The 23,399-nt window shown below is 70.3% G+C and carries 21 protein-coding genes and 1 tRNA gene; 10 read left to right on the forward strand and 12 right to left on the reverse strand.

What is annotated here, in order from left to right:
* The first annotated feature begins 66 nt into the window (after positions 1 to 66).
* Entirely contained in the window at positions 67 to 1,452 is a 1,386-nt protein-coding gene (locus ACSRUE_RS07295) for a DUF4388 domain-containing protein (protein WP_437742537.1), read from the forward strand.
* 275 nt (positions 1,453 to 1,727) lie between these two features.
* Here ACSRUE_RS07295 and ACSRUE_RS07300 read toward each other — a convergent pair.
* From ACSRUE_RS07300 to ACSRUE_RS07315, 4 genes are all read right to left on the reverse strand, one after another.
* Positions 1,728 to 1,814, reverse strand: a tRNA-Ser gene (locus ACSRUE_RS07300).
* Between the two features lie 323 nt (positions 1,815 to 2,137).
* Positions 2,138 to 2,416, reverse strand: coding sequence for a hypothetical protein (locus ACSRUE_RS07305; RefSeq protein ID WP_441290379.1), 279 nt, complete (start codon positions 2,414 to 2,416; stop codon positions 2,138 to 2,140).
* Positions 2,409 to 2,627 (reverse strand): hypothetical protein, encoded by a 219-nt coding sequence (locus tag ACSRUE_RS07310; RefSeq protein WP_437763316.1) that lies wholly within the window; start codon positions 2,625 to 2,627, stop codon positions 2,409 to 2,411. The genes ACSRUE_RS07305 and ACSRUE_RS07310 overlap by 8 nt, the downstream gene beginning before the upstream one ends.
* Before the next feature lie 82 nt (positions 2,628 to 2,709).
* Entirely contained in the window at positions 2,710 to 3,243 is a 534-nt protein-coding gene (locus ACSRUE_RS07315) for a hypothetical protein (protein ID WP_441290380.1), read from the reverse strand.
* Between the two features lie 251 nt (positions 3,244 to 3,494).
* Between ACSRUE_RS07315 and ACSRUE_RS07320 the strand changes: the two genes are divergently transcribed.
* The gene (locus tag ACSRUE_RS07320; protein WP_437763318.1) at positions 3,495 to 3,623 is read left to right on the forward strand and encodes a hypothetical protein; all 129 of its coding nucleotides are present in this window, start codon (positions 3,495 to 3,497) and stop codon (positions 3,621 to 3,623) included.
* A 45-nt stretch (positions 3,624 to 3,668) separates the two neighbouring features.
* Here ACSRUE_RS07320 and ACSRUE_RS07325 read toward each other — a convergent pair whose 3' ends face one another.
* Positions 3,669 to 3,824: a hypothetical protein gene (locus tag ACSRUE_RS07325; RefSeq protein ID WP_441290381.1), complete on the reverse strand. Its 156-nt coding sequence runs from the start codon at positions 3,822 to 3,824 to the stop codon at positions 3,669 to 3,671.
* 136 nt (positions 3,825 to 3,960) lie between these two features.
* Positions 3,961 to 4,137, reverse strand: a complete 177-nt coding sequence (locus tag ACSRUE_RS07330) for a hypothetical protein (protein WP_441290382.1) — start codon at positions 4,135 to 4,137, stop codon at positions 3,961 to 3,963.
* 316 nt (positions 4,138 to 4,453) lie between these two features.
* Here ACSRUE_RS07330 and ACSRUE_RS07335 point away from each other — a divergent pair, with 316 nt between their 5' ends.
* Positions 4,454 to 6,388 carry a TIR domain-containing protein gene (locus tag ACSRUE_RS07335; RefSeq protein WP_441290383.1) on the forward strand — a complete coding sequence of 645 codons (1,935 nt, stop codon included), beginning with the start codon at positions 4,454 to 4,456 and terminating at the stop codon, positions 6,386 to 6,388.
* Between the two features lie 221 nt (positions 6,389 to 6,609).
* Here ACSRUE_RS07335 and ACSRUE_RS07340 read toward each other — a convergent pair whose 3' ends face one another.
* Complete coding sequence (locus ACSRUE_RS07340) at positions 6,610 to 7,086, reverse strand: nucleoside 2-deoxyribosyltransferase domain-containing protein (protein ID WP_441290384.1); 477 nt, start codon at positions 7,084 to 7,086, stop codon at positions 6,610 to 6,612.
* Between the two features lie 98 nt (positions 7,087 to 7,184).
* Positions 7,185 to 7,859: an RNA polymerase sigma factor gene (locus tag ACSRUE_RS07345; RefSeq protein WP_441290385.1), complete on the reverse strand. Its 675-nt coding sequence runs from the start codon at positions 7,857 to 7,859 to the stop codon at positions 7,185 to 7,187.
* 121 nt (positions 7,860 to 7,980) lie between these two features.
* Here ACSRUE_RS07345 and ACSRUE_RS07350 point away from each other — a divergent pair, with 121 nt between their 5' ends.
* Positions 7,981 to 9,150 carry a hypothetical protein gene (locus ACSRUE_RS07350; protein ID WP_441290386.1) on the forward strand — a complete coding sequence of 390 codons (1,170 nt, stop codon included), beginning with the start codon at positions 7,981 to 7,983 and terminating at the stop codon, positions 9,148 to 9,150.
* Positions 9,151 to 9,185: 35 nt separating this feature from the next.
* Here ACSRUE_RS07350 and ACSRUE_RS07355 read toward each other — a convergent pair whose 3' ends face one another.
* Together ACSRUE_RS07355 and ACSRUE_RS07360 are read right to left on the reverse strand one after the other, a co-directional pair.
* Positions 9,186 to 12,377: an efflux RND transporter permease subunit gene (locus ACSRUE_RS07355; protein WP_441290387.1), complete on the reverse strand. Its 3,192-nt coding sequence runs from the start codon at positions 12,375 to 12,377 to the stop codon at positions 9,186 to 9,188.
* Between the two features lie 7 nt (positions 12,378 to 12,384).
* Positions 12,385 to 13,473, reverse strand: a complete 1,089-nt coding sequence (locus tag ACSRUE_RS07360) for an efflux RND transporter periplasmic adaptor subunit (protein WP_441290388.1) — start codon at positions 13,471 to 13,473, stop codon at positions 12,385 to 12,387.
* A gap of 319 nt (positions 13,474 to 13,792) precedes the next feature.
* Here ACSRUE_RS07360 and ACSRUE_RS07365 point away from each other — a divergent pair, with 319 nt between their 5' ends.
* Complete coding sequence (locus tag ACSRUE_RS07365; RefSeq protein ID WP_441290389.1) at positions 13,793 to 14,425, forward strand: TetR/AcrR family transcriptional regulator; 633 nt, start codon at positions 13,793 to 13,795, stop codon at positions 14,423 to 14,425.
* Between the two features lie 233 nt (positions 14,426 to 14,658).
* Positions 14,659 to 15,903 carry a zinc metallochaperone GTPase ZigA gene (gene zigA / locus ACSRUE_RS07370; protein ID WP_441290390.1) on the forward strand — a complete coding sequence of 415 codons (1,245 nt, stop codon included), beginning with the start codon at positions 14,659 to 14,661 and terminating at the stop codon, positions 15,901 to 15,903.
* Between the two features lie 93 nt (positions 15,904 to 15,996).
* Here zigA and rpmG read toward each other — a convergent pair whose 3' ends face one another.
* Positions 15,997 to 16,167: a 50S ribosomal protein L33 gene (gene rpmG / locus ACSRUE_RS07375; protein WP_441290391.1), complete on the reverse strand. Its 171-nt coding sequence runs from the start codon at positions 16,165 to 16,167 to the stop codon at positions 15,997 to 15,999.
* Positions 16,168 to 16,386: 219 nt separating this feature from the next.
* Positions 16,387 to 17,061 (reverse strand): dual specificity protein phosphatase family protein, encoded by a 675-nt coding sequence (locus tag ACSRUE_RS07380; RefSeq protein WP_441290392.1) that lies wholly within the window; start codon positions 17,059 to 17,061, stop codon positions 16,387 to 16,389.
* Between the two features lie 328 nt (positions 17,062 to 17,389).
* Here ACSRUE_RS07380 and ACSRUE_RS07385 point away from each other — a divergent pair, with 328 nt between their 5' ends.
* The 4 genes from ACSRUE_RS07385 (at position 17,390) to ACSRUE_RS07400 (ending at position 23,391) form a co-directional block, all read left to right on the forward strand.
* Positions 17,390 to 18,256 carry a fumarylacetoacetate hydrolase family protein gene (locus tag ACSRUE_RS07385; protein WP_441290393.1) on the forward strand — a complete coding sequence of 289 codons (867 nt, stop codon included), beginning with the start codon at positions 17,390 to 17,392 and terminating at the stop codon, positions 18,254 to 18,256.
* Positions 18,257 to 18,267: 11 nt separating this feature from the next.
* Positions 18,268 to 19,773, forward strand: a complete 1,506-nt coding sequence (locus ACSRUE_RS07390; RefSeq protein WP_441290394.1) for an aldehyde dehydrogenase (NADP(+)) — start codon at positions 18,268 to 18,270, stop codon at positions 19,771 to 19,773.
* Positions 19,770 to 21,719, forward strand: a complete 1,950-nt coding sequence (locus ACSRUE_RS07395) for a YjhG/YagF family D-xylonate dehydratase (protein ID WP_441290395.1) — start codon at positions 19,770 to 19,772, stop codon at positions 21,717 to 21,719. The genes ACSRUE_RS07390 and ACSRUE_RS07395 overlap by 4 nt, the downstream gene beginning before the upstream one ends.
* Positions 21,720 to 22,191: 472 nt before the next feature.
* Entirely contained in the window at positions 22,192 to 23,391 is a 1,200-nt protein-coding gene (locus ACSRUE_RS07400) for a sugar ABC transporter substrate-binding protein (RefSeq protein ID WP_441290396.1), read from the forward strand.
* Positions 23,392 to 23,399: the final 8 nt, after the last annotated feature.

A 23,399-nucleotide genomic window follows, 5' to 3' on the forward strand; every position in this document is an offset into this window, starting at 1 on the left:
TTTCGCGTTGGCCTTTATGTTTGCAGGCCGCGCACTTCTGGTAGGGTAGGGCCTGTATCCTTCGCCATGGCCTCCCCGGCGCGCGTCCTCGTTGTCGATGACAGCCCGACCATCCTGAAGGTCGTCAGCGCCATCCTCGCTCGCAACGGGTTCGACCCGACCGTGGCGCGCGACGGGCTCGCGGGGATCGAGCTGGTCAAGAAGGGGCCGAAGTACGACCTCGTCCTCCTCGATTTCGTGATGCCGAGGATGAACGGCTACGCCTTCTGCCGGGAGCTCCGCTCGAACCCGTCGCACCGCAACGTGCCCGTGGTCCTGATGAGCGCCAAGGGCGACAAGCTCAGGGGGCAGTTCGTCCAGCAGACCGGCGCCGTCGACGCGATCACGAAGCCGTTCGACGCGCGCGCGCTGGTCGCGGTGATCGAGGGCGCGCTCTCGAAGGCGGCGGAGGGGCGCGCGCGGCCCGTGCCCGAGGGCGCGAAGATGCCCGACGAGGACACGATCGCCGAGAGCGTGCGGCCGAGCCTCCTCGCCAGGAACATGCGCCAGCGCACCGGCGCGGAGTTCGCGCAGCAGCTGTCGACGGTGATGACGCCGGCGATCATGAGCCTCTCGCCCGAGGCGCGGACCAACGAGGCCGCGGTGATGCAGGCGGTCGCCCGCGTGATGACGAGCGAGGTCGTCTCCAAGCTGACCCTGACGCTCCGCGACCTCGACGATACGCCCGCGGACGCGAAGGAGGTGATGAGCGGCGACGTCTCCGCGATCCCGCTCGCCGAGATCCTCCAGCTGCTCCAGATGCAGCGGCAGACGGGCGTGCTCCGGGTGACCACGAACCGCGCGTCGGTCACGATCTCGCTCCGCCAGGGGCTCATCGATCTGGTGCAGGCGCGCAACTCGTCGGACGAGTTCAAGCTGGGGCGCTACTTCATCGAGCGCGGGCTCCTGACGCGGGAGCGGCTCGAGGCGCTGCTCCGCGCGAAGCGGCCGCACGCCCTGCTCGGCCAGGTGCTCGTGGAGGCCGGCGTCGCGACGAACGACGACCTCATCGCCGTGCTGGAGCGACAGTCGAGCGAGCTCATCTACGAGGTGCTGCGCTGGCCCTACGGGCGCTTCTCGTTCACGCGCGAGCCGTTCCGCCCCGAGGTCGAGCAGGCGCACCTCGGCCTCCCGGTGTCCGCGCTCGTGCTCGAGGGGTTCCGGCGCGTCGACGAGTGGCGGCTCATGGAGGGGACGATCAACTTCGACCAGGTCGTGGTCGTCGACCAGGTCGCGCTCGACGGCGTGGGCTCCGGCAAGCTGACGCGCATCGAGCAGCTCGTGCTCGGCGCGGTCAACGGCTCGCGCACGGTGAACGAGGTGATCAAGGAGAGCGCGGTCGGCTCGTTCGACGCGATCAAGACGATCTACCAGTTCCTCCAGTCGCGGGTGCTGAGGACCAGGGCGGCCTGAGCGCCACGGCCGCGAGGGCCGCGCGGTCCCGCGTGAGGCCGCGCGAGCTCGCGGCGGCGCGACGACCCCCCACGCGCTGCTCGTCGCAGCGGCGCGCTCGAGCGCGGCCCGCGTCACCCGCGGGTCGTCTGTTTGTGTTCGCGTGTTCGCGTGTTCGCGTGTTCGCGTGTTCGCGTGTTCGCGTGTTCGCGTGTTCGCGTGTTCGCGTGTTCGCGTGTTCGCGTGTTCGCGGTGCTCAGGCCGCCGCATGGGCGTAGCGCTGAGCGTTCTCGCGGCGGAGAGGGCGGGATTCGAACCCGCGGATCAGTTTCCCGATCGCACGCTTAGCAAGCGTGTGCCTTCAGCCACTCGGCCACCTCTCCTGGTACCCAGGATGGTCCGCCCGCCCCGTGCTCAGCGCAGGAGCAGCGCGGACCTCGATGCATGAAGATAGAAAGAACGCTGGCTCGTCCGACGCGCGGCGCGGCGGCGAGGGAGCGGCAACATACCAAAGAGGTTGCCGCCGTGCACAAAAGATCGTGCAGGGGGATGCCGGTAGCGACGGATCCCGAGGGGGCGGGACGGACGGCCGGGGAAGCCGGCTGCCAGGCTCGTCCTTGGGCGCTCGGATCCGCCGATCACCGTCGAACGGACGAGGAGCGCGGAAGGCGCCGGGCCAGCTCCGGTCGCCAGGGGCGCGCGCCCGTCATGACGGCACCACGTAGGCCAGGGCGAGCAACACGGCGCCGAGCGCCGCGCAGACCCCCCACGCGCGGGCCGCGCTGCGGGCCAGGAAGGCGAAGCACATCGCCGCGAGCCAGAGCGGAACCACGAGCGAGAAGCCGAGCGCGGACCGCGTGCTCTCGGCGAGCGGCGCGAATCGCGCGAGACACACGCTCGCCAGGACGGCGAGCGGCAGGGTCCCGACGAGCGCCGCGAGCACGCGCAGCGCGGCGTCGAGCCGGGCGAGGCGGCGGCTAGCCATGGCGCGCTCCGAGGAGCGAGAGCGCGGCGATGGCCGGCGGGCACAGCAGGGCGAGGCCCCAGACGGCGCGCGGCCAGACCGGCGCGAGCAGGACGAACGCGCTCGCGGCGCAGAGGAGCGCCGCGAAGGGGACGAGGAGCGCCGCCGCGCCGGCCTCGGCTCGGCCCCAGAGCCACACCGAGAGCGAGAAGATGACGATGGCGAGGACCATCGCGAGTCACCCTGTCCCGTCGCGCGGAGCGCCGCGCGAATCTATCGCACCTTCGCCACGCCGTGCAGGTACCCCGGCGTCGTCAGGCCGAGCTTCGGGCCCCCTCGGCCGTGAGCTCGATCAGCGTGCTCGCGGTGGAGTCGTCCTTCTCATCGATGGCGAAGACCCGGCCGTCGACCTCGAAGAAGGAGACGTTCGCGGGCGAGGGGACCAGCTCCCCGACCGGCGCCGCCTCGTTCGCCGCGGTATCCCACCGCCACCAGTGCCACGCCGGCTGACCCGTGATCTCAAACGTCTTGGTCTCCTCGCCGATGGTGGCGAGGCCCTCCTCGAACACCCGGAGAAAGAGGCTGTCGCCGCCCGCGGGGATGGGATCGCCCGCGATCGCGCCGCCCGTCAGCTCGCTCAGGCGCAAGGCGAAGTCCGGGTCGAAGGCGTCCGCGTCCTTCAGGATGCGCAGCGCGCAGGGCTCGGTCTCCAGCCGGTCGAGGTGATAAGCCGCCCCCGCGAGGGCCGAGCTCACGAGGGGAGGCATCGCCGGGACCAGCTCGATCGACCGCGGCAGCAGGACGGTCGACGCGCGGGCGAGCGGGCGCTCGAAGCGCGAGAGGCCCACGTGGCGCCGAGCCCACCCGTGGCCGAGCCTGGGGGTCGGAGCGCTGAGGTCGGGGAACCGAGCTGACGGCCATGCCCGACAGCTTCGGTAACTCAAATGAAAAATAGAAATCAATTTAATTTATGCGCAGAATAGTGCACCGATTGAGTATTTCAGTCGCGCTTTAGGTTTGAAGGGCCGGCGGGCCGCGGATCTCGGTGGTCGCGTGCCACAAGCGATTCGACACCTGGGCGCGAGTGCCTGCGGCGGGAATGATCGTGGAGCTCGGCGGCCGCCACGGCAGCGTGGTGTGGTTCCTGCCGCCGCTCGTCACCACACCAGCTCGGATCGACGAGGTGGCGAGGAGCTTCGGTCAGGCGCTGGCGGCGGCTTCTCTGTAGTTGCCGTGCGGAGGGAGGGAGCTCGGGGGCACGGAGGTGCCGTGTTCAGGAGCCGGTCGTGACGAGCAGCTCCCTGGCGCCGCTGACGACGACGGCGCGTCGGATCCAGCGGTCCAGCTCGTCGAGATCGGTGCTCGCGAAGACGCGCTCTCGCACCTCGGCGGGGACCTTCAACCCGCGGGCCTCGAGCACGGCGAGCACGTCGTGCGCCTTGGTCCTCAGAGTGCCCTCCGCATCCCTTCTTCTCGCCCCTTCGCCACGTAGCTGCGCGCGAATTCGCTCTGAAACTGGTATCCGCTCTTCATCATCGCCTCCAACTTCCGCCTCGCCGCTGCGTTCAGCGAGAGCGGCTGTATTCGTACGGATCGAGCGGCGCCTGGACCTGGGCCGCGCTCCCTTCGCGATACTCGACGCAGAGCGTCCGCGGCGTGACCCATGGCTCCGACAGCTCGCGGTGAAGCCGGCGGAAGCCGAGGGACACGCGCGCAGGCGGCTCGTTGCGGAGCGATGCCATCACGCGCATCGGAGCCGGCCGTCAGGTGGGTCCGGAATACGCAGCCACGAACACCGACTCGACCCGATGGGAACGCCCGAGCTCGTCCGGCACCCCTCTGACGCGTCGCGGCGAACGCCTGGTAGCGGGATCTGCCGGAGGTTGCTCGTGCGTGCTCGCGGGGTGGCAGCTGGTTCGACCGGCGGGCGCACTCAGGGGAGCCAACGCTCCAGCGTCGCGGCCGGCTTGACGCACGCCTCGATGGCAAAAATGGGTTATCAAGCGGCCGGGTGTACCTGTAACGTCGAGGACCTCAAGGGACGAGATGAGGCAGGGCATGGGCAGACCCACGGACGACGAACGATTTCTCTCGTTGGTCCCGGTAGACGGCTCGACGATCAGCAACAGGAGTCTCCGCGAGCACCTCGGCTGGCCCGATGAGAAATATGAGCGCGTCCGCGACCAGCTCGTCGAAAGAGGCCTCGTCGTTCGGGGACCGGGGCCCGGGGGCACCGTCCGGCGCGCGGACACTCAGCAGGCCAGCGAGGACGACGAGCAGGACGACGCAGAAACTCACGCCGCCCTGTCGCGCCAAGAGAAGAAATTTCTCTCGCTGATTCCCGAGGACGGCTCGACGATCAACAACAGGGTCTTGCGGGAGCAGCTCGGCTGGAACGATGAAAAGTACGCGCAGGTCCGCGACCAGCTCGTCGAAAGAGGCCTCGTCGTTCGGGGACCGGGGCCCGGGGGCACCGTCCGGCGCGCGGACACTCAGCAGGCCAGCGAGGACGACGAGCAGGACGACGCAGAAACTCACGCCGCCCTGTCGCGCCAAGAGAAGAAATTTCTCTCGCTGATTCCCGAGGACGGCTCGACGATCAACAACAGGGTCTTGCGGGAGCAGCTCGGCTGGAACGATGAAAAGTACGAGCAGGTCCGCGACCAACTCGTCGAAAGAGGCCTCGTCGTTCGGGGCCCCGGGCCCGGAGGCACCGTCCGGCGCGCGGACACCGAGCAGACCAGCGAGGACGACGAGCAGGACGACGCAGAAACTCACGCCGCCCTGTCGCGGCAAGCGAAGAAGCTTCTCTCGCTGATTCCCGAGGACGGCTCGACGATCAACAACAGGGTCTTGCGGGAGCAGCTCGGCTGGAACGATGAAAAGTACGAGCAGGTCCGCGACCAGCTCGTCGAAAGAGGCCTCGTCGTTCGGGGCCCCGGGCCCGGAGGCACCGTCCGGCGCGCAGACACCGAGCAGACCAGCGAGGACGACGATCAGGACGACGCAGAAATTCACGCCGCCCTGTCGCGGCAAGCGAAGAAGTTTCTCTCGCTGATTCCCGAGGACGGCTCGACGATCAACAACAGGGTCTTGCGGGAGCAGCTCGGCTGGAACGATGAAAAGTACGAGCAGGTCCGCGACCAACTCGTCGAAAGAGGCCTCGTCGTTCGGGGCCCCGGGCCCGGAGGCACCGTCCGGCGCGCGGACACCGAGCAGACCAGCGAGGACGACGAGCAGGACGCAGAAAGCAACGCTGCCCTGTCGCGGCAAGAGAACATGCCTTCAGGGAGGGGTAGAGGTACGGGCATCTACCGAGCGGAAGGCGCGAAGCCACCCCCCATCTCCGCTGCGACGCCGAAGCCACCCCCCGTCTCCGCTGTAACGCCGAAGCCACCCCCCGTCTCCGCTGCAACGCCGAAGCCACCCCCCGTCTCCGCTGCAACGCCGAAGCCACCCCCCGTCTCCGCTGCGACGCCGAAGCCCCGTGTCGAGCACGACACCAGGCACCGACCCGATGAGCGCGCCGCCCCGAAGAGACCGATCAAGATTTTCATCGCTTACGTGCAGAGCGACGAGCTACTGAAAAAGGATCTTCTCGAGCACCTGCGTCCGCTGGAAAAGAGCAAGCTCATCGAGATCTGGCATGATCACATGATCACCCCGGGAGAGGACTGGAAGGGCGTCCTCCATCAGAGGCTTCAAGAGGCGGACATTATCATCTTCCTCATTAGTCCTATTTTCATCAATTCGGACTACTGCAATGGCGACGAGATGGAGACGGCGCTCGCGCGGCACAAGAGCGGAGAGGCCGTGGTTGTCCCGGTTATTCTGCGCCCATGCCTTTGGCAGCTGGACAGGGTGCTGGGCAGGCTCCGCGCGCTGCCCAAAGATGACATGCCGGTCACGAAATGGTCCGATCGAGACGATGCGTTCGCGAACATCGCCCACGGCATATATGACACCGTGCAAAAGCTCCTGCTGAAACTTTGATATCTTAGGAGCAGCTAACAAATCCAATCGGCGTGTAGTCGAGGCAGCTCAGGCATACCGCAAGCTGAAGGGACGCGCGGCGAATATCGGCATGTCGCTCGTAGCGCACAGCCGAGCGCTCGAAGCGTGCGTGCCGCGGCGTGCCCTGGCCACGAGCCGTGGCTAGCGAGATGGCGCGCAGGGCTCGGTCAATGTAGAAGTCATCATCGTTTGGGGACGCTTTACTCGCCGCCGCTCCGCCGCACGAGCGCGCCGCGCGCCGCGCGCAGCCCCTCGGGCAAGCTCGCGTAGCGCGGGATCGCGTACCGCTCGCACACGACATCCACGTTGCCCTTGCGCCAGAACCCTTCCGGACAGACGACATGCATCTTCCCGGAGCGCCCGAACAGGCCGAGCTCCAGCAAGCTGATCGGCGCCTTCGAGCCCGGCGCGAAGTACATCAAGACGACGTCCGCCTCCTCGAGCCCGCGGAGCTCCCATAACACCTGCTCCACGAAGCTCGGGTTCTCGAGGCTCTGCGCCCAGCCCGGCTCCCACCGCTCCCGTCTCGGGTTGAGGATCACCACCTCGAGATCCGCGAGCTCCTCTGCGACGCGCGCCTGCCACAGCTCGGCCTGGCCGTTGTCGATGGATCCGGCGAGGAACAGCTTCGGACCCGCCAATCCATCGAACGGCCGCGGCGCCAGCACCTCGATCATGGGGAACACCTCGCTGATGAGCACACGTGAACGACGATCGCCATGCGGGCCGCTCCCCTCCCCCGCCCCGTAACCCGTAACCCGTAACCCGTAAACGATCAGCCCGCGCCGCCGTGCCCGTGCCCGCAGCCTCGCTTCGGCTCGGGCTCGCCCTTCGCCTGCGGCGCAGGCACCGGGCCGCACGTGCAGTCGAGGCACCCGTGCTCCGCGCAGCTCCCGCACATCGCGGTCACCTGCTTGCGGAGGGCCTCGCGGGCGCGGAAGAGGCGCACCGCCGCGTTGTTCGCGGTGATCGACGCCTCCTCGGCGAACGCCTGCACCGAGAGGCCGTCGACCTCCACGCGCTGGATCGCGGCGGCGTACTCGGGCTTCAGCGTGCCGGCCAGCGCGCGGACGCACTGGCAGACCGCGCGGTGCTCCACCTCGGGCTGGGCCGCCTCGTCGAGCTCGGCGGCCAGCGCGGCCATCGCCCGCTCCGACGCGCCCTTTCGCCGGAAATGGTCAACCACGGCGTTCCGGAGGGTCCGATAGAACCACGCCGTGGCCGACTCCTCGTCGCGCAAGCTGTCGATGCGCCCTATGCCCCGCACGAAGGCGTCCTGCAGGATGTCCTCGGCGATGGCGCGATTGCCCACCTTCCGTTCCAGGAAGCGCAGGAACTCCTGGTGGCTCTCGACGAGAGCCGCGACCGCCCCCGCCGCCCGCGCGTCCTCGGGGCCTCCCCTCGCCTGCTCCGCGCCCTCCGGGCGTCGCTCTGGCTCGCGCTCGCTCATGACGCACCAGGCTACCCACGAGGTCCGCCCTCCGCCACCGCGCCACGGCACAAAGCGATGGCCGGCGTGACCGGTCGGGTCAGAATGTCCTCCTCTTCACCGTCTTCACCGGGAGGCTTGAATGACGCTTCAGAGGGTGCTCGTCCTGGCCAGCGTGGCGCTCCTGCCGGCCTGCTCAGGGGCAGACGCCGATGCCCCGCTGTCGTCCGCGCCGCGCTGTAGTGCATCGCCGGAGTGCGCCGCCACGCCCGACACGCCGCTGTGCGACCAGGCGCTCGGCGCGTGCGTCGAGCTGCCGCCTGGATCTCCGATCGGCGTGAAGGATGGCAGTCCGTCCTCGGTCGCGCTCGTGTCCGTCTTCGAGCCGAACCGGCAGCGCGAGCCGACCGACCTCGCCTTCAACCCGGAGCGGCCCGAGGAGCTCTGGGTCGTCAACCGCAAGGACGACAGCATGATCATCATCACGAAGCCCGGCGCGCCGGACGGCTCGTGGGTCCGCCTCCGCGACCCCGCCGCGGCGCACTTCATGGACCAGCCGCCCGCGATCGCCTTCGGCCACCCAGGCACGTTCGGGGTCTGCGGCGACAACGACAACGGCGGCAACTACTTCATGGGCCCGTCGCTCTTCTCCTCGGATCTCTCGATCTTCGCCACGGAGACGCCCGACGGCCTCGGGTCGCACCTCGACATGCTCCACTCGAGCTCCTTCTGCAAGGGCATCGCGCACGAGCAGGCCAACGTCTACTGGGTCTTCAACGGCAACGACAAGGCGCTCGACCGGTACGACTTCGCCCACGATCACGGCCCCGGTCACGACGACCACTCCGACGGCGAGATCTACCGCTATGCCGCCGGCGAGGTGCTCGGGGTCGAGGCCACGCCGAGCCATCTCTTCTACAGCGCCAGGGAAGAGCGCCTCTATGTCGCCGACACAGGCCACAAGCGGCTGCTCAAGCTGGATCCGACGAGCGGCGTGCCCGGCGCGAGCTTCGACGGGCAAGAGCCGGTCAAGGTGCGCAGGCACATGGACGGCGCCACCCTCATCGAGTTCGTCCCCCCGGGGACGCTCGAGGCCCCGAGCGGCCTCGAGGTCCACGAGGGCCTCGTCTACGTCACCGATCACGCGACGAGCCGGATCTATGCGTTCGACACGGCGGGGCAGGTGGTCCGCACCCTGGACACGGGCCTGCCCGCGGGCTCGCTCGCAGGGATCGCCTTCGGGCCGGACGGCAAGCTCTACCTCGTCGACACGCTGACGAGCCGGGTCTACCGCGTCGATCCGATCCTCTGAGGCGGCCGCGCGGCTCCCCCTACGCCCCTCTTCAACTACTCTCCGCCCGCCGGCGCGCTCGCCTCCGGCCCGCCGAGCAGCGCGTCCAGCTCGGCCTCGCCCCTGTCCTCCGCCGCCCTGCGCCGGCGGCGGATCCACTCGGCCGCGTCGTCGAAGAGCGAGTAGGCCACCGGCACCGCGAGCAGCGTGAGGACCAGGGAGAGCGACTGGCCGCCGAGCACGATGGCGCCCGTCGTCCGGTTCTGGCCCGAGCCGACCCCGTGCGAGAGCACGAGCGGGATCATGCCGGCCACGAAGGCGATCGTCGTCATGAGGATCGGGCGGAGCCGGTCCTTGTTCGCCTGCAGGATCGCCTGGAGCCGCGGCATCCCCTCCGCGCGCAGGTGGTTCGTGTGATCGATCTGGAGGATCGCGTTCTTCTTCACCACGCCGAAGAGGACGAGCAGCCCGAGCCCCGAGAAGAGGTTCAGCGACTGGCCGAAGAGCTTGAGCGAGAGCAGCGCGAACGGCACCGTGAGCGGCAGCGAGAGCAGGATCGTGATCGGGTGGAGCCACGACTCGAACTGCGCCGCGAGGATGAGGTACATGAACACGAACGCGAGCCCGATGACGACGACGAAGCTCGCCGCCGTGCTCGCCGTGTTCTTGGAGCTGCCCACCGGCTGCGCGGAGTAGCCCGCCGGCATCCGCTGCTCGGCGATGATCCTGTCGAGCGCCGCCTGCACCGCCGTGTCGCCGACGCCGGGGGCGGCGTTCGCGCTGATCGTGATCTGCCGGCGCCGGCCGAGGCGGCCGATCGACGAGGGGCCGCTGTCGGGCTCCATCGCGACCACGCTGTGGAGCGGGACGGCGCCGTGCTTGGACGACGGCACCGTGAGGAACGCGAGGCTCTCGGCGTCGGCGCGGTGCTTCGCGTCGGCGCGCACGCGGACGTCGTACTGCTCGCCCGCCTCCGAGTACGTCGACACCTTGAGCCCGCCGACGAAGAGCTGGAGCGCGCCGGCCACGTCGGCCACCTGGACGCCGAGATCCGCGGCGCGATCGCGATCGATGGTCGCGCGGAGCTCGGGCTTGCCCACGACGAGGCTGTTGTCGACGTCCACGGCGCCGGGGACCTTCCGCAGCTCCTCGGTGATGCGCGCCGCGTACTCGCCCAGCCGGTCGAGATCCGGCCCCTGGATCGCCACCTGGATCCTCGCCGACGACTGGCCGCCGGACGAGATCGCCTGCACCTCGCCGGCCGTGACGCGCAGCTCCTTCGGCAGCTTCGCGAGGATCTCCTCGCGCACCCGCTGCATGACGGCGAGCTGCCCGAGCGCGCGCTGCTCCGGGTCGACGAGCATCACGTAGACCTTGGCGACGTTCGCGGCCTGCTGCTCGCCCTCCCCCACGGTCAGGAGCGTCCGGGTGACGCCCGGGAGCCGGCGCACGTCGCCCGCGATCCGCTCGGCGATGAGGCGGGTCGAGGTGAGGCTCGTCCCCTCGGGCGCGCGCAGGTTGATCTCGAACTGCGCCTGGTCGTCCTCCGGGAGGAAGCCGGCGGGCAGCGTCTTCGCGATGGGCGCGCACGAGCCGAGCGCGACCGCCGACGCGACGACGATCACCCAGCGGCGCTTCATCACCCACGAGAGCGCGGCCATGTAGGCGCGCTCGATCGGCCGGTAGAAGACGTCGACGGCGCGCTCGAGGACCGGCGGCTTCGCGGGGGCGCCGTCGTGCGCGTCACGCGCGTCACGCCCGCCGCGCGCGTGCCCCGAGAGCCACCGCGCGGCGAGCGAGGGCGTGAGCGAGAAGCTGACGATCAGCGAGACCCCGATCGCGAACGCCATCGTGAGGCCGAAGCTCTTGAGGAAGCGCCCCACGATCCCCGGCATGAACGCGACCGGGATGAAGACCGCCATGAGCGACAGCGTGGTCGCGAGCACCGCGAGGCCGATCTCCTTCGTCGCGAGCACGGCGGCCGGGAACGGCTTCATGCCCTTCTCGTCGATGTACCGGACGATGTTCTCGAGCACGACGATGGCGTCGTCGATGACGATGCCCACGGCGAGCGCGAGCGCGAGCAGCGTGAGGAAATTCAGCGTGAACCCGGCGATCCACATCACGGCGAACGTGCCGACGACCGAGATCGGGATCGCGAGCGCCGCGATGAGCGTGCTGCGGGCGTTGCCGAGGAAGAGGAGCACCACCGCCGCGGCGAGGAGGGCGCCGAGGACGAGGTGCTCCTTCACGGCGGCGATGCCCGTGCGGATCACGCGCGAGCCGTCGCGCACGACCTCGATCTTCGTCCCCTCGGGCAGCGAGCGCTGCACCTCGTCGAGGCGCGCCTTCACGGCGTCGACGACGGCGACGGTGTTCTGGCCCGACTGCTTGACCACCGACAGGAGCACGGTGCGCCGCTCGTCGAGCTGGGCCCACGTCTTCTCCTCCGCGCGGCCGTCCTCGACGCGGGCGACGTCCGCGAGGCGCACGGCGTGGCCGTCCTGCTCCCGGAGGACGATGCGGCCGAGGGCCTCGGGCGACTCGACGCGCCCCATCACGCGGAGCGTGAGGTCCTCGGGGCCGGTCTCGACGCTGCCGCCCGGCGTCATCAGGTTCTGCGCCGCGATCGCCCGCTGCACGTCGGCCGCGGTGATCCCCTGCGCCCGCAGGGCGATCGGATCGAGCCAGACGTTGATCTGCCGGCTCTGCGCGCCGATCAGGCTGACCTGCCCGACGCCGGAGATGCCCTCGATCTGCCGGCGCACCCGCTTGTCGGCGATCTCGCTGAGCTCGCGGATCGGCTGATCGGACGCGACGGAGACGAGCAGCACCGGGGCCGCGCCAAGGTCGATCCTGCTCACGATCGGCGGATCGATGCCCTTGGGCAGGCTGGGCAGGACGACGCTGATCTTGTCGCGCACTTCCTGGGCCGCGACGTCGGCGTCCTTCTCCAGCTCGAAGCCGACCACGACCTGGCTCACGCCCTGGGTCGACGTCGAGCGCAGGTCCTCGATGCCGCTGATGGTGTTCACCGCGCCCTCGATCCGGTCGGAGATCTCGGCCTCGACCTCCTCGGGCGCCGCGCCGTCGAGGCGCGTCGTGACGACGACGTACGGGACGTCGATGTCGGGGAACTGGTCGAGGCCGAGCCGGGTGTAGCCGGCGACGCCGAGGACCACGATGACGAGCATGAGGACCGACGCGAAGACGGGCCTCTTGACGCAGACGCGAGCGAGCCACTGCATGACGACCTCACTCCACGGCTTGGCCGTTCTGGAGCGCCTCGGACGGGTTGATGACGATCGCTTCCCCTGCGCGGACGCCGCGGAGGACGGCCACGGCGTCGCCCTTCTCCACGCCGGTCTGCACGACGCGCTCCTCGAGCCTGTGGTCGACGACGGCGAACAGGTGCGCGCGCCCCTCCCGCGGGACAATGGCGGATCTCGGCACCACCGGGCTCGGCGCTTCGGCCGTGGCGAGCGCGACGGACGCGAACATGCCCGGCCGCAGCGCGCCGTCGGGGTCCTGCACCTCGGCCTCGGCGACGAGGTCGCGCGTGGTCTCGCGGACCGCGGCGCCTACCCAGCGCACCGTGCCCGCGAACGACCGCCCCGGGTACGCCGGCACGGTGAACGTCAGCGCGCCGCCGGTCTTGACGGCCGCGAGGCTCGCCTCCGGCACGGTGAACCGGAGGCGCGGCGCGCCCTTCGAGACGAGCGCGACGACGCGGGAGTCCTGGCGGACGTACTCGCCGACGTCGACGAAGCGCTCGGCGACCACCCCGTCGAACGGCGCGCGGATCTGGCCGTCGCCGACGCTCTGCGCGGCGGCGCGGGCGCGGGCGGATGCGGCCGCGACCGAGAGCGGGGCGCTCCGGCACTGGTCGGCGATCCGGTCGTGCTCGACGCCGGAGATAGCGCCGCTCTCGAGCAGCGCCCTGTAGCGGTCGCACTCGCGCTTCGCCGTCTCTTCCTGGGCGCGGGTCAGCGCGGCGTTCGCCTGCGCCTCCGCGGCGGAGAGCGCCGCGGCGCGGACGTCGAGGCGCGCGAGCAGGTCGCCCTTCTTCACCTCGGCGCCGCGCTCGACGAACGTCTCCACCACGCGGCCGACCGCGTTGGCGGCGAGCTCGGTCTCCCGATCGCCGCGCAGCGTGCCGGTGAGCGCGATGCTGCGCGGCATGGGCTGCTCGCGCACCTCCGCGGTCTCGACGCGGGCCCTGGGCCCGTTCGTCTCGGCGGCGGTGGAGGCGCTGGCCCTGGTCCCGCAGCCCGCCGCTGCGGCGGCGAGCGCGAGGAGCAGGAGGAGGCTTCGGGCGCGGCCTTTCGTCGTTGTGTGGCTCAAGGATCCCTCGGGGCAGCGTCGGTCGCGGAGCGGCCTGGTGCGGGCGGAGCGCGGCCTCGGCGGAGCACGGCGGCGCACGCGGCGGCGCACGCGCCGGTGCGCTGCGCCGTCCGCTCGTTCCCCCGTCGCCCAGCCTCCGGCCCCACCGCCCGGGGGCGCCGGCGCCCAGGCGACCGCAACCGACAGTTGCGATGGGTATAACACGGTCGGAGCCGACCGCAACCACTGGTTGCGATGATCGCAACGAATGGGTGCGATAGCCGGCCACCCGTGAAATTGGGCTGGCGTGTGCCGCGCGGCGGAACTTCAATGACGGCTGATGCAGGCGACGACGGCGAAGCGCACGGCGAGGCGAGGCTCCGCGAAGACGCGCGCGCTCGTGCGCGGCGAGCCTGTCGTGCGCGGCATCCTCGCCGCCACGCTGGAGGAGCTCGCCAGCGCGGGGTACCGCGCGCTCCGGATCGAGGACGTGGCGACGCGCGCGGGGGTCAACAAGACCACCGTCTACCGGCGCTGGCCGACGAAGGAGGATCTCGTGCGGGCCGCGCTCCTGTCGATCACGGACGAGAAGATCATCCCGCCGAACACGGGCTCGCTCCGCGGGGACCTTGTCGCGCTCGGGCGCGCGATCATCGAGATCCAGACGTCGCCGGTGGGGCAGAGCCTCTTCCACGTATGCCTGTCCGAGGGCCCCGACTCGGAGCTCATCACCATCGCCCGCTCGCTGCGCGCGGTCCAGGAGGCAGGGCTGCGGGCCATCATCGAGGCCGCGGTCGCGCGCGGCGAGCTCGCGCCGAGCGCGGATCCGCTGCTGCCGTGCGGGCTGCTCGCGGCCTATCTCCAGCACCGGATACTCGCGGACCGCACGGTCGTGGACGAGGCCCAGCTCGCTCACGTCGTCGATGTGATCCTCCTGGGCGTGCTGCGCCCCGACAGGCGGAAGCAGGCCTGAGCCGCGGCGGCGCGGGGCGGCGCCCGCGGGTGAGGTGTCCGGCGCGCATGCCGACGACAAACGTTATTTTGTTGCAAATGCAATTCTATTGCGTCATGTGAGCTCACGCCAGGCCGGGGCCCGGCCGATCGCGCCGCGGTCGCGGATGCACCTCGTTCACCCGACGCCCCACGCGCGACGGGCGCACCCGCCCGCGCTGGAGCGCCCCGGCGCTGGCGAGAGAGGATCTCGACGTGACGCAAAAGCTCCCTGTGACCGTGCTGTCCGGCTTCCTGGGCGCCGGCAAGACCACGCTGCTCAACCACGTCCTCGCGAATCGCGATTCGATGCGCGTCGCGGTGATCGTCAACGACATGAGCGAGGTCAACGTCGACGCCGCGCTCGTGCGGGGCGGCGCTGCCGCGCTGCGCCGCGTGGAGGAGCGGCTCGTCGAGATGTCGAACGGCTGCATCTGCTGCACGCTGCGGGAGGATCTCCTGGTCGAGGTGGCCCGCCTGGCGGCGGAGGGGCGCTTCGACTACCTGCTGATCGAGTCGACGGGCATCTCGGAGCCGCTCCCTGTCGCCGAGACGTTCACCTTCGACGATCCGGCGACGGGCAAGCGCCTCTCGGAGGTCGCCCGGCTCGACACGCTGGTCACCGTCGTCGACGCGCAGCGGTTCCTCGCCGACTGGACGAGCGCCGACGATCTCCGCGCGCGCGAGGCCGCGCTGGACGGCGACGACGAGCGCACGGTCGCGGATCTGCTCGTCGAGCAGGTCGAGTTCGCGAACGTGCTCGTGCTCAACAAGACGGATCTCGTGAGCGATGACGAGGTCGAGCGGCTCACGGCGATGCTGCTGCACCTGAACCCCGGCGCCCGGATCGTCAGGGCTTGCCGCGGCCGTGTCGATCCTCGCGAGATCCTGGGCACCGGGCGCTTCGATTTCGAGGAGGCGGCGCGCTCGCCCGGCTGGATGCGGGAGCTGCGCGGGGAGCACGTCCCCGAGACCGAGGCGTACGGGATCGAGAGCTTCGTCTACCGCGCGGAGCGCCCGATGCACCCGGAGCGGCTCTGGGCCTTCCTCCACGGGGCGGCCGCCTGGGATGGAGTGCTCCGCTCGAAGGGGTTCTTCTGGCTGGCGACGCGCATGGACGTCACAGGCGCCTGGTCGCAGGCGGGCGGCGCCGCCTCGTTCGAGGCGGCCGGGCTCTGGTACGCCGCCTTGCCGGAGGAGGAGCGGCAGGAGGACGACCGGCCGTGCGCCGCATGGCATCCGGTCTGGGGGGACCGGCGGCAGGAGATCGTCTTCATCGGCGTCGACATGGCTCGAGAGGAGCTGACGCGCGGGCTCGACGCCTGCTTGCTCACGCCGGACGAGATGGCCGCGGGGCCGTCCGCGTGGAGGCGGTTCGAGGATCCCTTCCCGGCGTGGGAGGACGCGAGTGAATCGAGTGAACAGGAGAGCGAGGCCGGGCCGGCGCAGCTCCTGTCCTGAGGCGCTCCGTGCAGGCTGGCTGACTCAACCTCGGCGACGCGGTCATGCAGCGCACCCACGCTGGCTGCATGACCGTGAGCGCTGGAGTCGCGTTTACTTGCCGCCTCCCTTCGAGATCTTCCCTTCGGTGAAGACAACGTGTTTGCGGGCGATGGGATCGTACTTCTTCATCTGCATCTTCTCCGTCATCGTCCGCTTGTTCTTCGTCGTGTAGTAGCAGTGGCCCGTCCCTGCAGACGAGACGAGCTTGATGATATCGCGCACGAGGTGCCCTCCTTGCCAATCGGCGTCAGGTCGCGCTCCGCGGCAGCGGCGCCGGATCGGCATGACCTGCTGGATGCAACACCATTACTTCGGTCCTACCGTTGATGCAAATAGATTGCATAAACGGCGTGATTCATGACATCTCGTCCATGAGTCTTCGTCGCGGCAGCGCTTCGGTTGCACCGGGCTCCCCGGAGCGAAGCGCCCCTGCGAACACGGTCACCCGCCTTCACGTCGAGTCGGCATTCCCTCCAGAGATCGCCGCTGCGCGGCGTTCAGCCGGATCCCCGGCCGCCGGAGCCGGAGCTGGGCCTCCGCCTCGCTCACGCTCGCGGCGAGCCCCCGGTTCAACAGCAGGGCTGCCGCGATCGTCGCCGAGCGACCATGGCCGGACGCGCAATGCACGTAGATCGCTTCCTTGCCGTGCAGTCGATGGATGAGCTCACGCAGCGCGCCCGCTTCGGGGCCTGTGCCGTCGAGCACCGGCACGCACAGGTAACCTGGATGGCGGCGCATCACGGCGGCAGCGGGAAACTCCGCCGTCATGTCGACGATCACCCGCACGCCCTCCGGTAGCTCCTGGCCGCAGGGGCGCCGACCGACCCAGAGCCCCGGCACGACCTCGTTCGCGCAGTCCTCGCGCCCGAGCAGGCGCTCGCCGTGCCATATCCACCACGTGAGCAAGAAGTACGGCGCGAACAGCAGCCAGGCCCACCACGCGAGCGTGCCGTCGACCCGCTTTCCTAGCAGGGCGGGCTTGCGCGCCAGGTAGGCAGCGCCGACGAGGGCGAAGCTCAGCGCCGGCCAGAGGAGAGCGAGCCCGGCGCCGCCGGCCACGACGGCGAGCCACAGGAGCGACGCGCTCAGCGCGATGAACAAGGAGCCGTAGCGCATCGAGCGGCCCGATCGTACGGCCCGGGCTCAGCCGGCGCGAGCCTGCCGCATCACGGTCGCGAGGACGCGCTGCGCCACGCGGCGCATCATGGAGCGGAGTGTGGCTTTACAGAGCGCGCGAAGGGTGAATCATGCGGTCGACGCTGCGCGACTGCGGGATGGCCTTCAACACGGCACCCACGGTGCCCCGAGGCGTTCCCGCGGAGGCAGCGACGAGAGAAGTGTTGACGCGATTCCAGGATTGCATCGAGAGTGCGTGGGCGGACGCGCAAGGCGGCGCGGCCCTGGCATCGCGATCGACAGGACGACCCTGTAGGGAGGAGCGGACATGAAGCTGTTTCGGTTTGCGAGCGGCGGCGGCCCTCGGCTCGGGCTCGAGGACGAGCGGGGAGCGCGCCACGACCTCACGGCGGCATCCCCGGAGGCGTTCGCGTCCGTCGCCTCGTGGCTCGCCTTGCCGGATCCCCTCGGCGCGGTGCGCGACGCGCGCGCGCGCGCCGCGGCCCACCCCCTCCCGCCCGACGTCCCGCTGCTCGCCCCGATCGACGGGCAGGAGGTCTGGGCGGCGGGCGTCACCTACGAGCGCTCGCGCGCCGCGCGCAAAGAGGAGAGCGCCGGCGGCGGCGACTTCTACGACCTCGTGTACGAGGCCGATCGCCCCGAGCTGTTCTTCAAGGCGACGCCCCGCCTGGTCGTCGGCCCGGGCGCGCCGGTCCGCATCCGGCGCGACTCGAGCTGGAACGTGCCCGAGCCGGAGCTCTCGCTCGTCGTGTCCACGGCGGGCCGCATCGTCGGCTACACGGCCGGCAACGACGTCTCGTCGCGGTCCATCGAGGGCGACAATCCCCTCTACCTGCCGCAAGCGAAGGTCTACGATGGCTGCTGCGCGCTCGGCCCCGCCATCGCGCTCGCGGACGAGCCCGGGCTCGACCTGCGCGCGCTCTCCATCGAGCTCGCGATCCGGCGCAGGGGCGAGGCGGTGTTCTCGGGGAAGACCTCGACCGCGAGCATGCGGCGCTCGCCGGAGGAGCTCGTCGCCTACCTCACGCGCGAGCTGAGCTTCCCCGCGGGCGTCGTCCTCATGACCGGGACCGGCATCGTCCCGCCAGACTCGTTCACCCTGGAGCCCGGCGACCTCGTGGAGATCACGATCCACGGCGTCGGCACGCTGGCGAACCCCGTATCTGCACATTGACAAGGCGCCCCATGGAATTTCTCGCCCACAACGCCGCGACCGGGGAAAAACTCGGCGCCTACCGTGACGCCACCGCCGACGAGATCGACGCCGCCGCCCGCGCCGCCGGCGCCGCGGCGCCGGCCTTCGCCGGCCTCGCGCCGGAGCTGCGCGCCCGGCTCCTGGAGACCGCCGCCGACGAGCTCATGGCGCTCGGCGACCCCCTGATCCAGACCGCGCACAGGGAAACCGGGCTGCCCGTCGCCCGCCTCGAAGGCGAACGCGGCCGCACCACCGGCCAGCTACGCCTCTTCGCCGCCGTCGTGCGCGAGGGCTCCTGGGTCGATGCCCGGATCGATCCCGCGCTGCCCGACCGCAGGCCGCTCCCGCGCCCCGACCTGCGCCGCATGCTGCGACCGCTCGGTCCGGTCGCCGTCTTCGGCGCGAGCAATTTCCCCCTTGCGTTCTCCGTTGCCGGCGGCGACACCGCCTCCGCCCTCGCCGCGGGCAACCCGGTCGTGGTCAAGGCCCACCCGGCGCATCCCGGTACCTCCGAGCTCGCGGCCTCGGCCCTGCGCTCCGCCGTGCAGAAGGCGGGCCTGCCCGCGGGCGTGTTCGGCATGGTGCACGGCGCCTCGCCCGAGGTCTCGCTCGCGCTCGTGCGCCACGAGGCCATCCAGGCGGTGGGCTTCACCGGGTCCACCCGCGCCGGCCGCGCCCTCTGTGACGCCGCCGCGGCCCGCCCGCGGCCCATCCCCGTCTTTGCCGAGATGAGCAGCATCAACCCGCTCGTCGTGCTGCCCGGCGCGCTGCGCGAGCGCCGCGACGCGATCGCCGAAGGGCTGATCAACTCGTGCACGCTCGGCGTCGGCCAGTTCTGCACCAAGCCCGGCCTTGTCCTCGGGCTGGCCTCCCCCGAATGGGACGCGTTCGCGCGGTCGGTCGCCGACCGGGCCCGCACCATCACGCCGGGTGTGATGCTGCACGCCGGTATCCAGGCGTCGTTCGACCGCTCCGTGCGGGAGCTGAGAGGCGTGGAGTGGCTGACCGACACCGGCGCGCGCGTCGCTCGGGTGTCCGCCGCCGACTTCGCGCGGGAGCCGCACCTCGCGCACGAGATCTTCGGGCCGTACACGCTGCTCGTCACCGCTTCGGACCGCGGAGAGCTGCTTCGGCTCCTCGACGGGCTCGAAGGCCAGCTCACCGCCACGCTTCACGGGACCGCCGACGATCTCGCCGCCGCCCAGGACCTCGTCGACGTCCTCGGCCGCGTCGCGGGCCGCCTCGTCTTCGATGGCTACCCGACGGGCGTGGAGGTGTCGCACGCCATGCACCACGGCGGGCCGTATCCAGCGAGCAGCGACGTGCGCTTCACGTCGGTTGGAACCGCGGCCATCCTCCGCTTCGCGCGCCCCGTTTGCTACCAGTCGTGTCCGCCCGCGCTGCTCCCGCCGGAGCTGCGCGACGAGAACCCGCTCGGGATATCGCGTCTCGTCGACGGCCGAGCCACCCGCGACCCCATCGCACCCCGCGCATGAGCCACGATCCGGTTTTCGAGTCCGGCAGCGAGGCGATCTACACCCTGCGCACGACCGCGCCCGGACCGTCGGGGCGCCTCCCGCTCGGGGCCGAGCAGCTGCGCGCCATGTCGAGCGGCGAGCTGTTCGGCTGGACGCAGAATGCCGGGATGGGGTGGGATCCTGCGCGCCTGAACGGGAAGCAGTTCCTCGTGCTCAGCACGCAGGGGGGGATCCGCGCGCCCGACGGCACGCCGATCGCGCTCGGGTACCACACGGGGCACTGGGAGGTGGGGCTGCTCATGGAGGAGGCAGCCCGCACGTTCACGGCCGGCGGGGCCATCCCGTTCGCCGGCTATGTCAGCGACCCGTGCGACGGGCGGACCAATGGCACCGTCGGCATGCTCGACAGCCTCGCTTACCGCAACGACGCCGCCATCGTCTTTCGACGACTGATACGTTCGCTGCCCACCCGCCGAGGCGTGCTCGGCGTCGCCACCTGCGACAAGGGCCTGCCGGCCATGTTGATGGCGCTCGCCGGCACCCTCGACCTCCCTGCGGTGCTCGTGCCGGGAGGCGTCACGCTCCTCGCGGAGGAGGCCGAGGACACCGCCAAGGTCCAGACGCTCGCAGCGCGTTACGCGCGCGGGGAGGTGAGCCTCGATTACGCCGCCGAGATGGGCTGCCGCGCCTGCGGTTCCCCCGGCGGCGGCTGCCAGTTCATGGGCACGGCCGCGACGAGCCAGGTGGTGGCGGAGGCGCTCGGCCTCGCCCTCCCGCACGGCGCGCTCAGCCCGTCGGGCGCCGAGATCTGGCGCGACCTCGCCCGCCGCTCCGCGCACGCGCTCATGGCCCTCGATCGACGTGGCGTGACCACGCGGGACATCGTCACCGACGACTCGGTCCACAACGCCATGGTGCTGCATGCCGCCGTCGGCGGGTCGACCAACCTGGTCCTCCATGTGCCGGCGATCGCCCACGCGGCCGGGCTCCGGCGCCCCACGGTGGACGACTGGGCGCGCGTCAACGCCCTCGTTCCGCGGCTCGTGGACGTGCTGCCCAACGGGCCGAAACACCACGCCACGGTTCAGGTCTTCCTCGCGGGAGGCGTCCCGGAGGTCATGCTCCACCTGCGCGAGCTCGGCCTGCTGCGGCTCGGCGCGCGCACCGTCAGCGGCCGGACCCTGGGCGAGAACCTCGAGTGGTGGGAGCGCAGCGAGCGGCGCCGGCGGCTGCGCGACAAGCTACGGCAGCTGGACGGCATCGACCCGGACGACGTGATCATGTCCGCCGGAAAGGCGCGCGAGCGCGGCCTCACCAGCACGGTGACCTTCCTGCGCGGCAACCTCGCGCCGGAGGGAGCGCTCGTGAAGAGCACCGCGATCGCCCCCCAGGTGATCGGACCGGACGGCGTTTATCTGCACGAAGGGCCTGCGCGCGTGTTCGGCAGCGAGGACGCGGCGATCGAGGCGATCAAGGCGGGCGCCGTGCAGCCGGGCGACGTGATGGTGCTGATCGGCATCGGTCCCGGTATCGGGATGCCGGAGACGTACCAGATCACCTCTGCCCTCAAGCACGTGAAGGAGGGGCACCGTATCGCCCTGGTCACGGACGGTCGTTTCTCCGGCGTCTCCACCGGGGCGTGCGTCGGCCACGTCAGCCCGGAGGCGTGGGCGGGCGGCCCCATCGGCCGCGTGCGCGACGGCGACCGCGTGAGGCTGCAGATCGACACGCGCAGGCTGGAGGGGACGGTCGACGTCGTGGGCGTGGAGGACGGCGGTCTTGCCGCCCGTCCGCCCAATCCAGCCCTTCAACCGGACGGCCGAGTGAACCCGGATACGCGGTTGTGGGCTGCGCTTCAGGATGCCAGCGGCGGCAGCTGGGGTGGTTGCGTCTATGATGCGGAGCGCATCATCGGGCTCCTCGGTCGCGCCATCGCCGCGGAGCGGAGCTCCTCTGGCACATAGGCTTTTGATGTAGTGTCATTTTTCCAGGAGGAAGGCGCATCGTGCGAGGTTTCATCATCCAGCCAACGTGTGCAGCGTGGCTGTACGATGTGAACGGTCACAACGAGGAGCTTGACTTCCGGATCGCGTTTCGATTTCCTAAGCCTCGAAACCAGAAGATCTCTCGTGGTAGGCCCCACGAGCGTCGCCGATCGCGTCATTGAATTTTGAGGGTGCTCGCGGGATCCGCGTGGTGCCCCGGGAATGACGCGCGACACCGTCGCTCGCCAAACGCGAATCGTTTGTACCCCAGTGCTTTTGCCGTGAGCGACGCGGCGGCACGCAGACATTGCCCTCGTGGTCCGTGAGGGCGAGAACGTGACGACGTGGGATGGGCCGTAGAGCTCTCGATTCGACCACGTCTCTTTGCTCGAAAGGTAGCGGCACGATGTCGATTGGCCAGTTGAAGTCACGTGGATCGGCGCGGCGCGCAATGGCGGTGTTGAGCTGCGCGCTCGGGCTCTTGGGTCTGTCTGGTCTGCCTGCTTGCAAAGACAAGCCCGACAGCGCTCCGGCTGCAGGGGGCTCCGCCAGCGCCGCGGCCAGCGCCGCGGTTGCGCAGGCGCCGAGCGGGCAAGGGCCCAAGGTCGTGCCAGGGCCCGGCTATAACCCCGAGTGCTTCGCGCCGTGGAAGCAGGACACCAAGTATCTGCAGTGGACGGCGCGAAAGCCGCCGTTCCGCCTCGCGCTCGTCAACGGCTACGTCGGCAACGCCTGGCGCATCCAGATGGTCAAGACGGCCAAGGCCTTCGCCAAGGATCCGGCCATCGCGCCGCTGATCAAGGAGTTCAAGGTCGTGTCGACCGGCACCGACGTCGCGGCCCAGCTCGGCGCGATCGAGGACTTCATCAACCAGGGCTTCGACGGCATCGTCACGCTCGCCGTCAGCCCCGACGGCTTCGATCGCGTGATCCGGCTCGCCGACAAGAAGGACGTCATCCTGGTCCCGTTCGACAACGTGCTCGACACGGACAAGGTGATGCAGGTCAACGAGGACCAGCTGGCGATGGGGCGCCAGTGGGGCGAGTTCCTCGACAAGCAGCTCGGCGGGAAGGGCAAGGTGCTCGAGGTCCGCGGCCTGCAGGGCAACTCCGTCGATCGCGACCGCCACGTCGGCTTCCGCCAGGTCATGGAAGCGCCGGGGAAGAGCTACACCATCGTGGAGGTGGTGGGCAGCTGGGACGACGGCAAGGCGCAGAAGGCGGTGGCCGACGCGCTGGCCGTGCACCGCCAGTTCGACGCGCTCTTCGCGCAGGGCGGCTCGACGGGCGCCGTCCGCGCGCTGCTCGACGCCGGACACAAGCCGATCCCGGTCGCCACGGAGGCCGAGAACGGCGTGCGCAAGCTGATCGCGAAGCACCACGAACAGGGCATGAAGGGCCTGTCGCTCGGCCAGTCGCCGGGGCTCGCGGCCATCGCGATGAAGGCGGCGCTCGAGGGCCTGCAGGGCAAGGTGATGCCGCAGATGATCTCCGTGCCGATCCCCGCCGCCGATCACACGACGCTGAAGGACGGCGAGAGCTTCTTCTCCCAGCTCTCCGACAACTTCTTCACGCCCAACGAGTTCCCGCCCTGCGGGGTCAACATCTCGGGCGTGAAGATCATGAACGAGTCGGAATCCGACGTGAAGTAGACGTCAAA

Origin of the sequence: Sorangium sp. KYC3313, assembly GCF_052075895.1 — a bacterium.
GTDB lineage: Bacteria > Myxococcota_A > Polyangia > Polyangiales > Polyangiaceae > Sorangium > Sorangium cellulosum_B.

What these genes read in the sequence shown, in the direction of transcription:
- ACSRUE_RS07390 (WP_441290394.1), top strand. Translation starts at nt 18,268, where the DNA reads ATGGAATTTCTCGCCCACAACGCCGCGACCGGGGAAAAACTCGGCGCC.
- ACSRUE_RS07395 (WP_441290395.1), top strand. Translation starts at nt 19,770, where the DNA reads ATGAGCCACGATCCGGTTTTCGAGTCCGGCAGCGAGGCGATCTACACC.
- ACSRUE_RS07305 (WP_441290379.1), bottom strand. Translation starts at nt 2,416, where the DNA reads ATGGCTAGCCGCCGCCTCGCCCGGCTCGACGCCGCGCTGCGCGTGCTC.
- ACSRUE_RS07320 (WP_437763318.1), top strand. Translation starts at nt 3,495, where the DNA reads ATGATCGTGGAGCTCGGCGGCCGCCACGGCAGCGTGGTGTGGTTCCTG.
- ACSRUE_RS07365 (WP_441290389.1), top strand. Translation starts at nt 13,793, where the DNA reads ATGCAGGCGACGACGGCGAAGCGCACGGCGAGGCGAGGCTCCGCGAAG.
- ACSRUE_RS07340 (WP_441290384.1), bottom strand. Translation starts at nt 7,086, where the DNA reads ATGATCGAGGTGCTGGCGCCGCGGCCGTTCGATGGATTGGCGGGTCCG.
- ACSRUE_RS07380 (WP_441290392.1), bottom strand. Translation starts at nt 17,061, where the DNA reads ATGCGCTACGGCTCCTTGTTCATCGCGCTGAGCGCGTCGCTCCTGTGG.
- ACSRUE_RS07330 (WP_441290382.1), bottom strand. Translation starts at nt 4,137, where the DNA reads ATGGCATCGCTCCGCAACGAGCCGCCTGCGCGCGTGTCCCTCGGCTTC.
- ACSRUE_RS07355 (WP_441290387.1), bottom strand. Translation starts at nt 12,377, where the DNA reads ATGCAGTGGCTCGCTCGCGTCTGCGTCAAGAGGCCCGTCTTCGCGTCG.
- ACSRUE_RS07385 (WP_441290393.1), top strand. Translation starts at nt 17,390, where the DNA reads ATGAAGCTGTTTCGGTTTGCGAGCGGCGGCGGCCCTCGGCTCGGGCTC.
- ACSRUE_RS07295 (WP_437742537.1), top strand. Translation starts at nt 67, where the DNA reads ATGGCCTCCCCGGCGCGCGTCCTCGTTGTCGATGACAGCCCGACCATC.
- ACSRUE_RS07310 (WP_437763316.1), bottom strand. Translation starts at nt 2,627, where the DNA reads ATGGTCCTCGCCATCGTCATCTTCTCGCTCTCGGTGTGGCTCTGGGGC.
- ACSRUE_RS07350 (WP_441290386.1), top strand. Translation starts at nt 7,981, where the DNA reads ATGACGCTTCAGAGGGTGCTCGTCCTGGCCAGCGTGGCGCTCCTGCCG.
- ACSRUE_RS07335 (WP_441290383.1), top strand. Translation starts at nt 4,454, where the DNA reads ATGGGCAGACCCACGGACGACGAACGATTTCTCTCGTTGGTCCCGGTA.
- ACSRUE_RS07400 (WP_441290396.1), top strand. Translation starts at nt 22,192, where the DNA reads ATGGCGGTGTTGAGCTGCGCGCTCGGGCTCTTGGGTCTGTCTGGTCTG.
- ACSRUE_RS07345 (WP_441290385.1), bottom strand. Translation starts at nt 7,859, where the DNA reads ATGAGCGAGCGCGAGCCAGAGCGACGCCCGGAGGGCGCGGAGCAGGCG.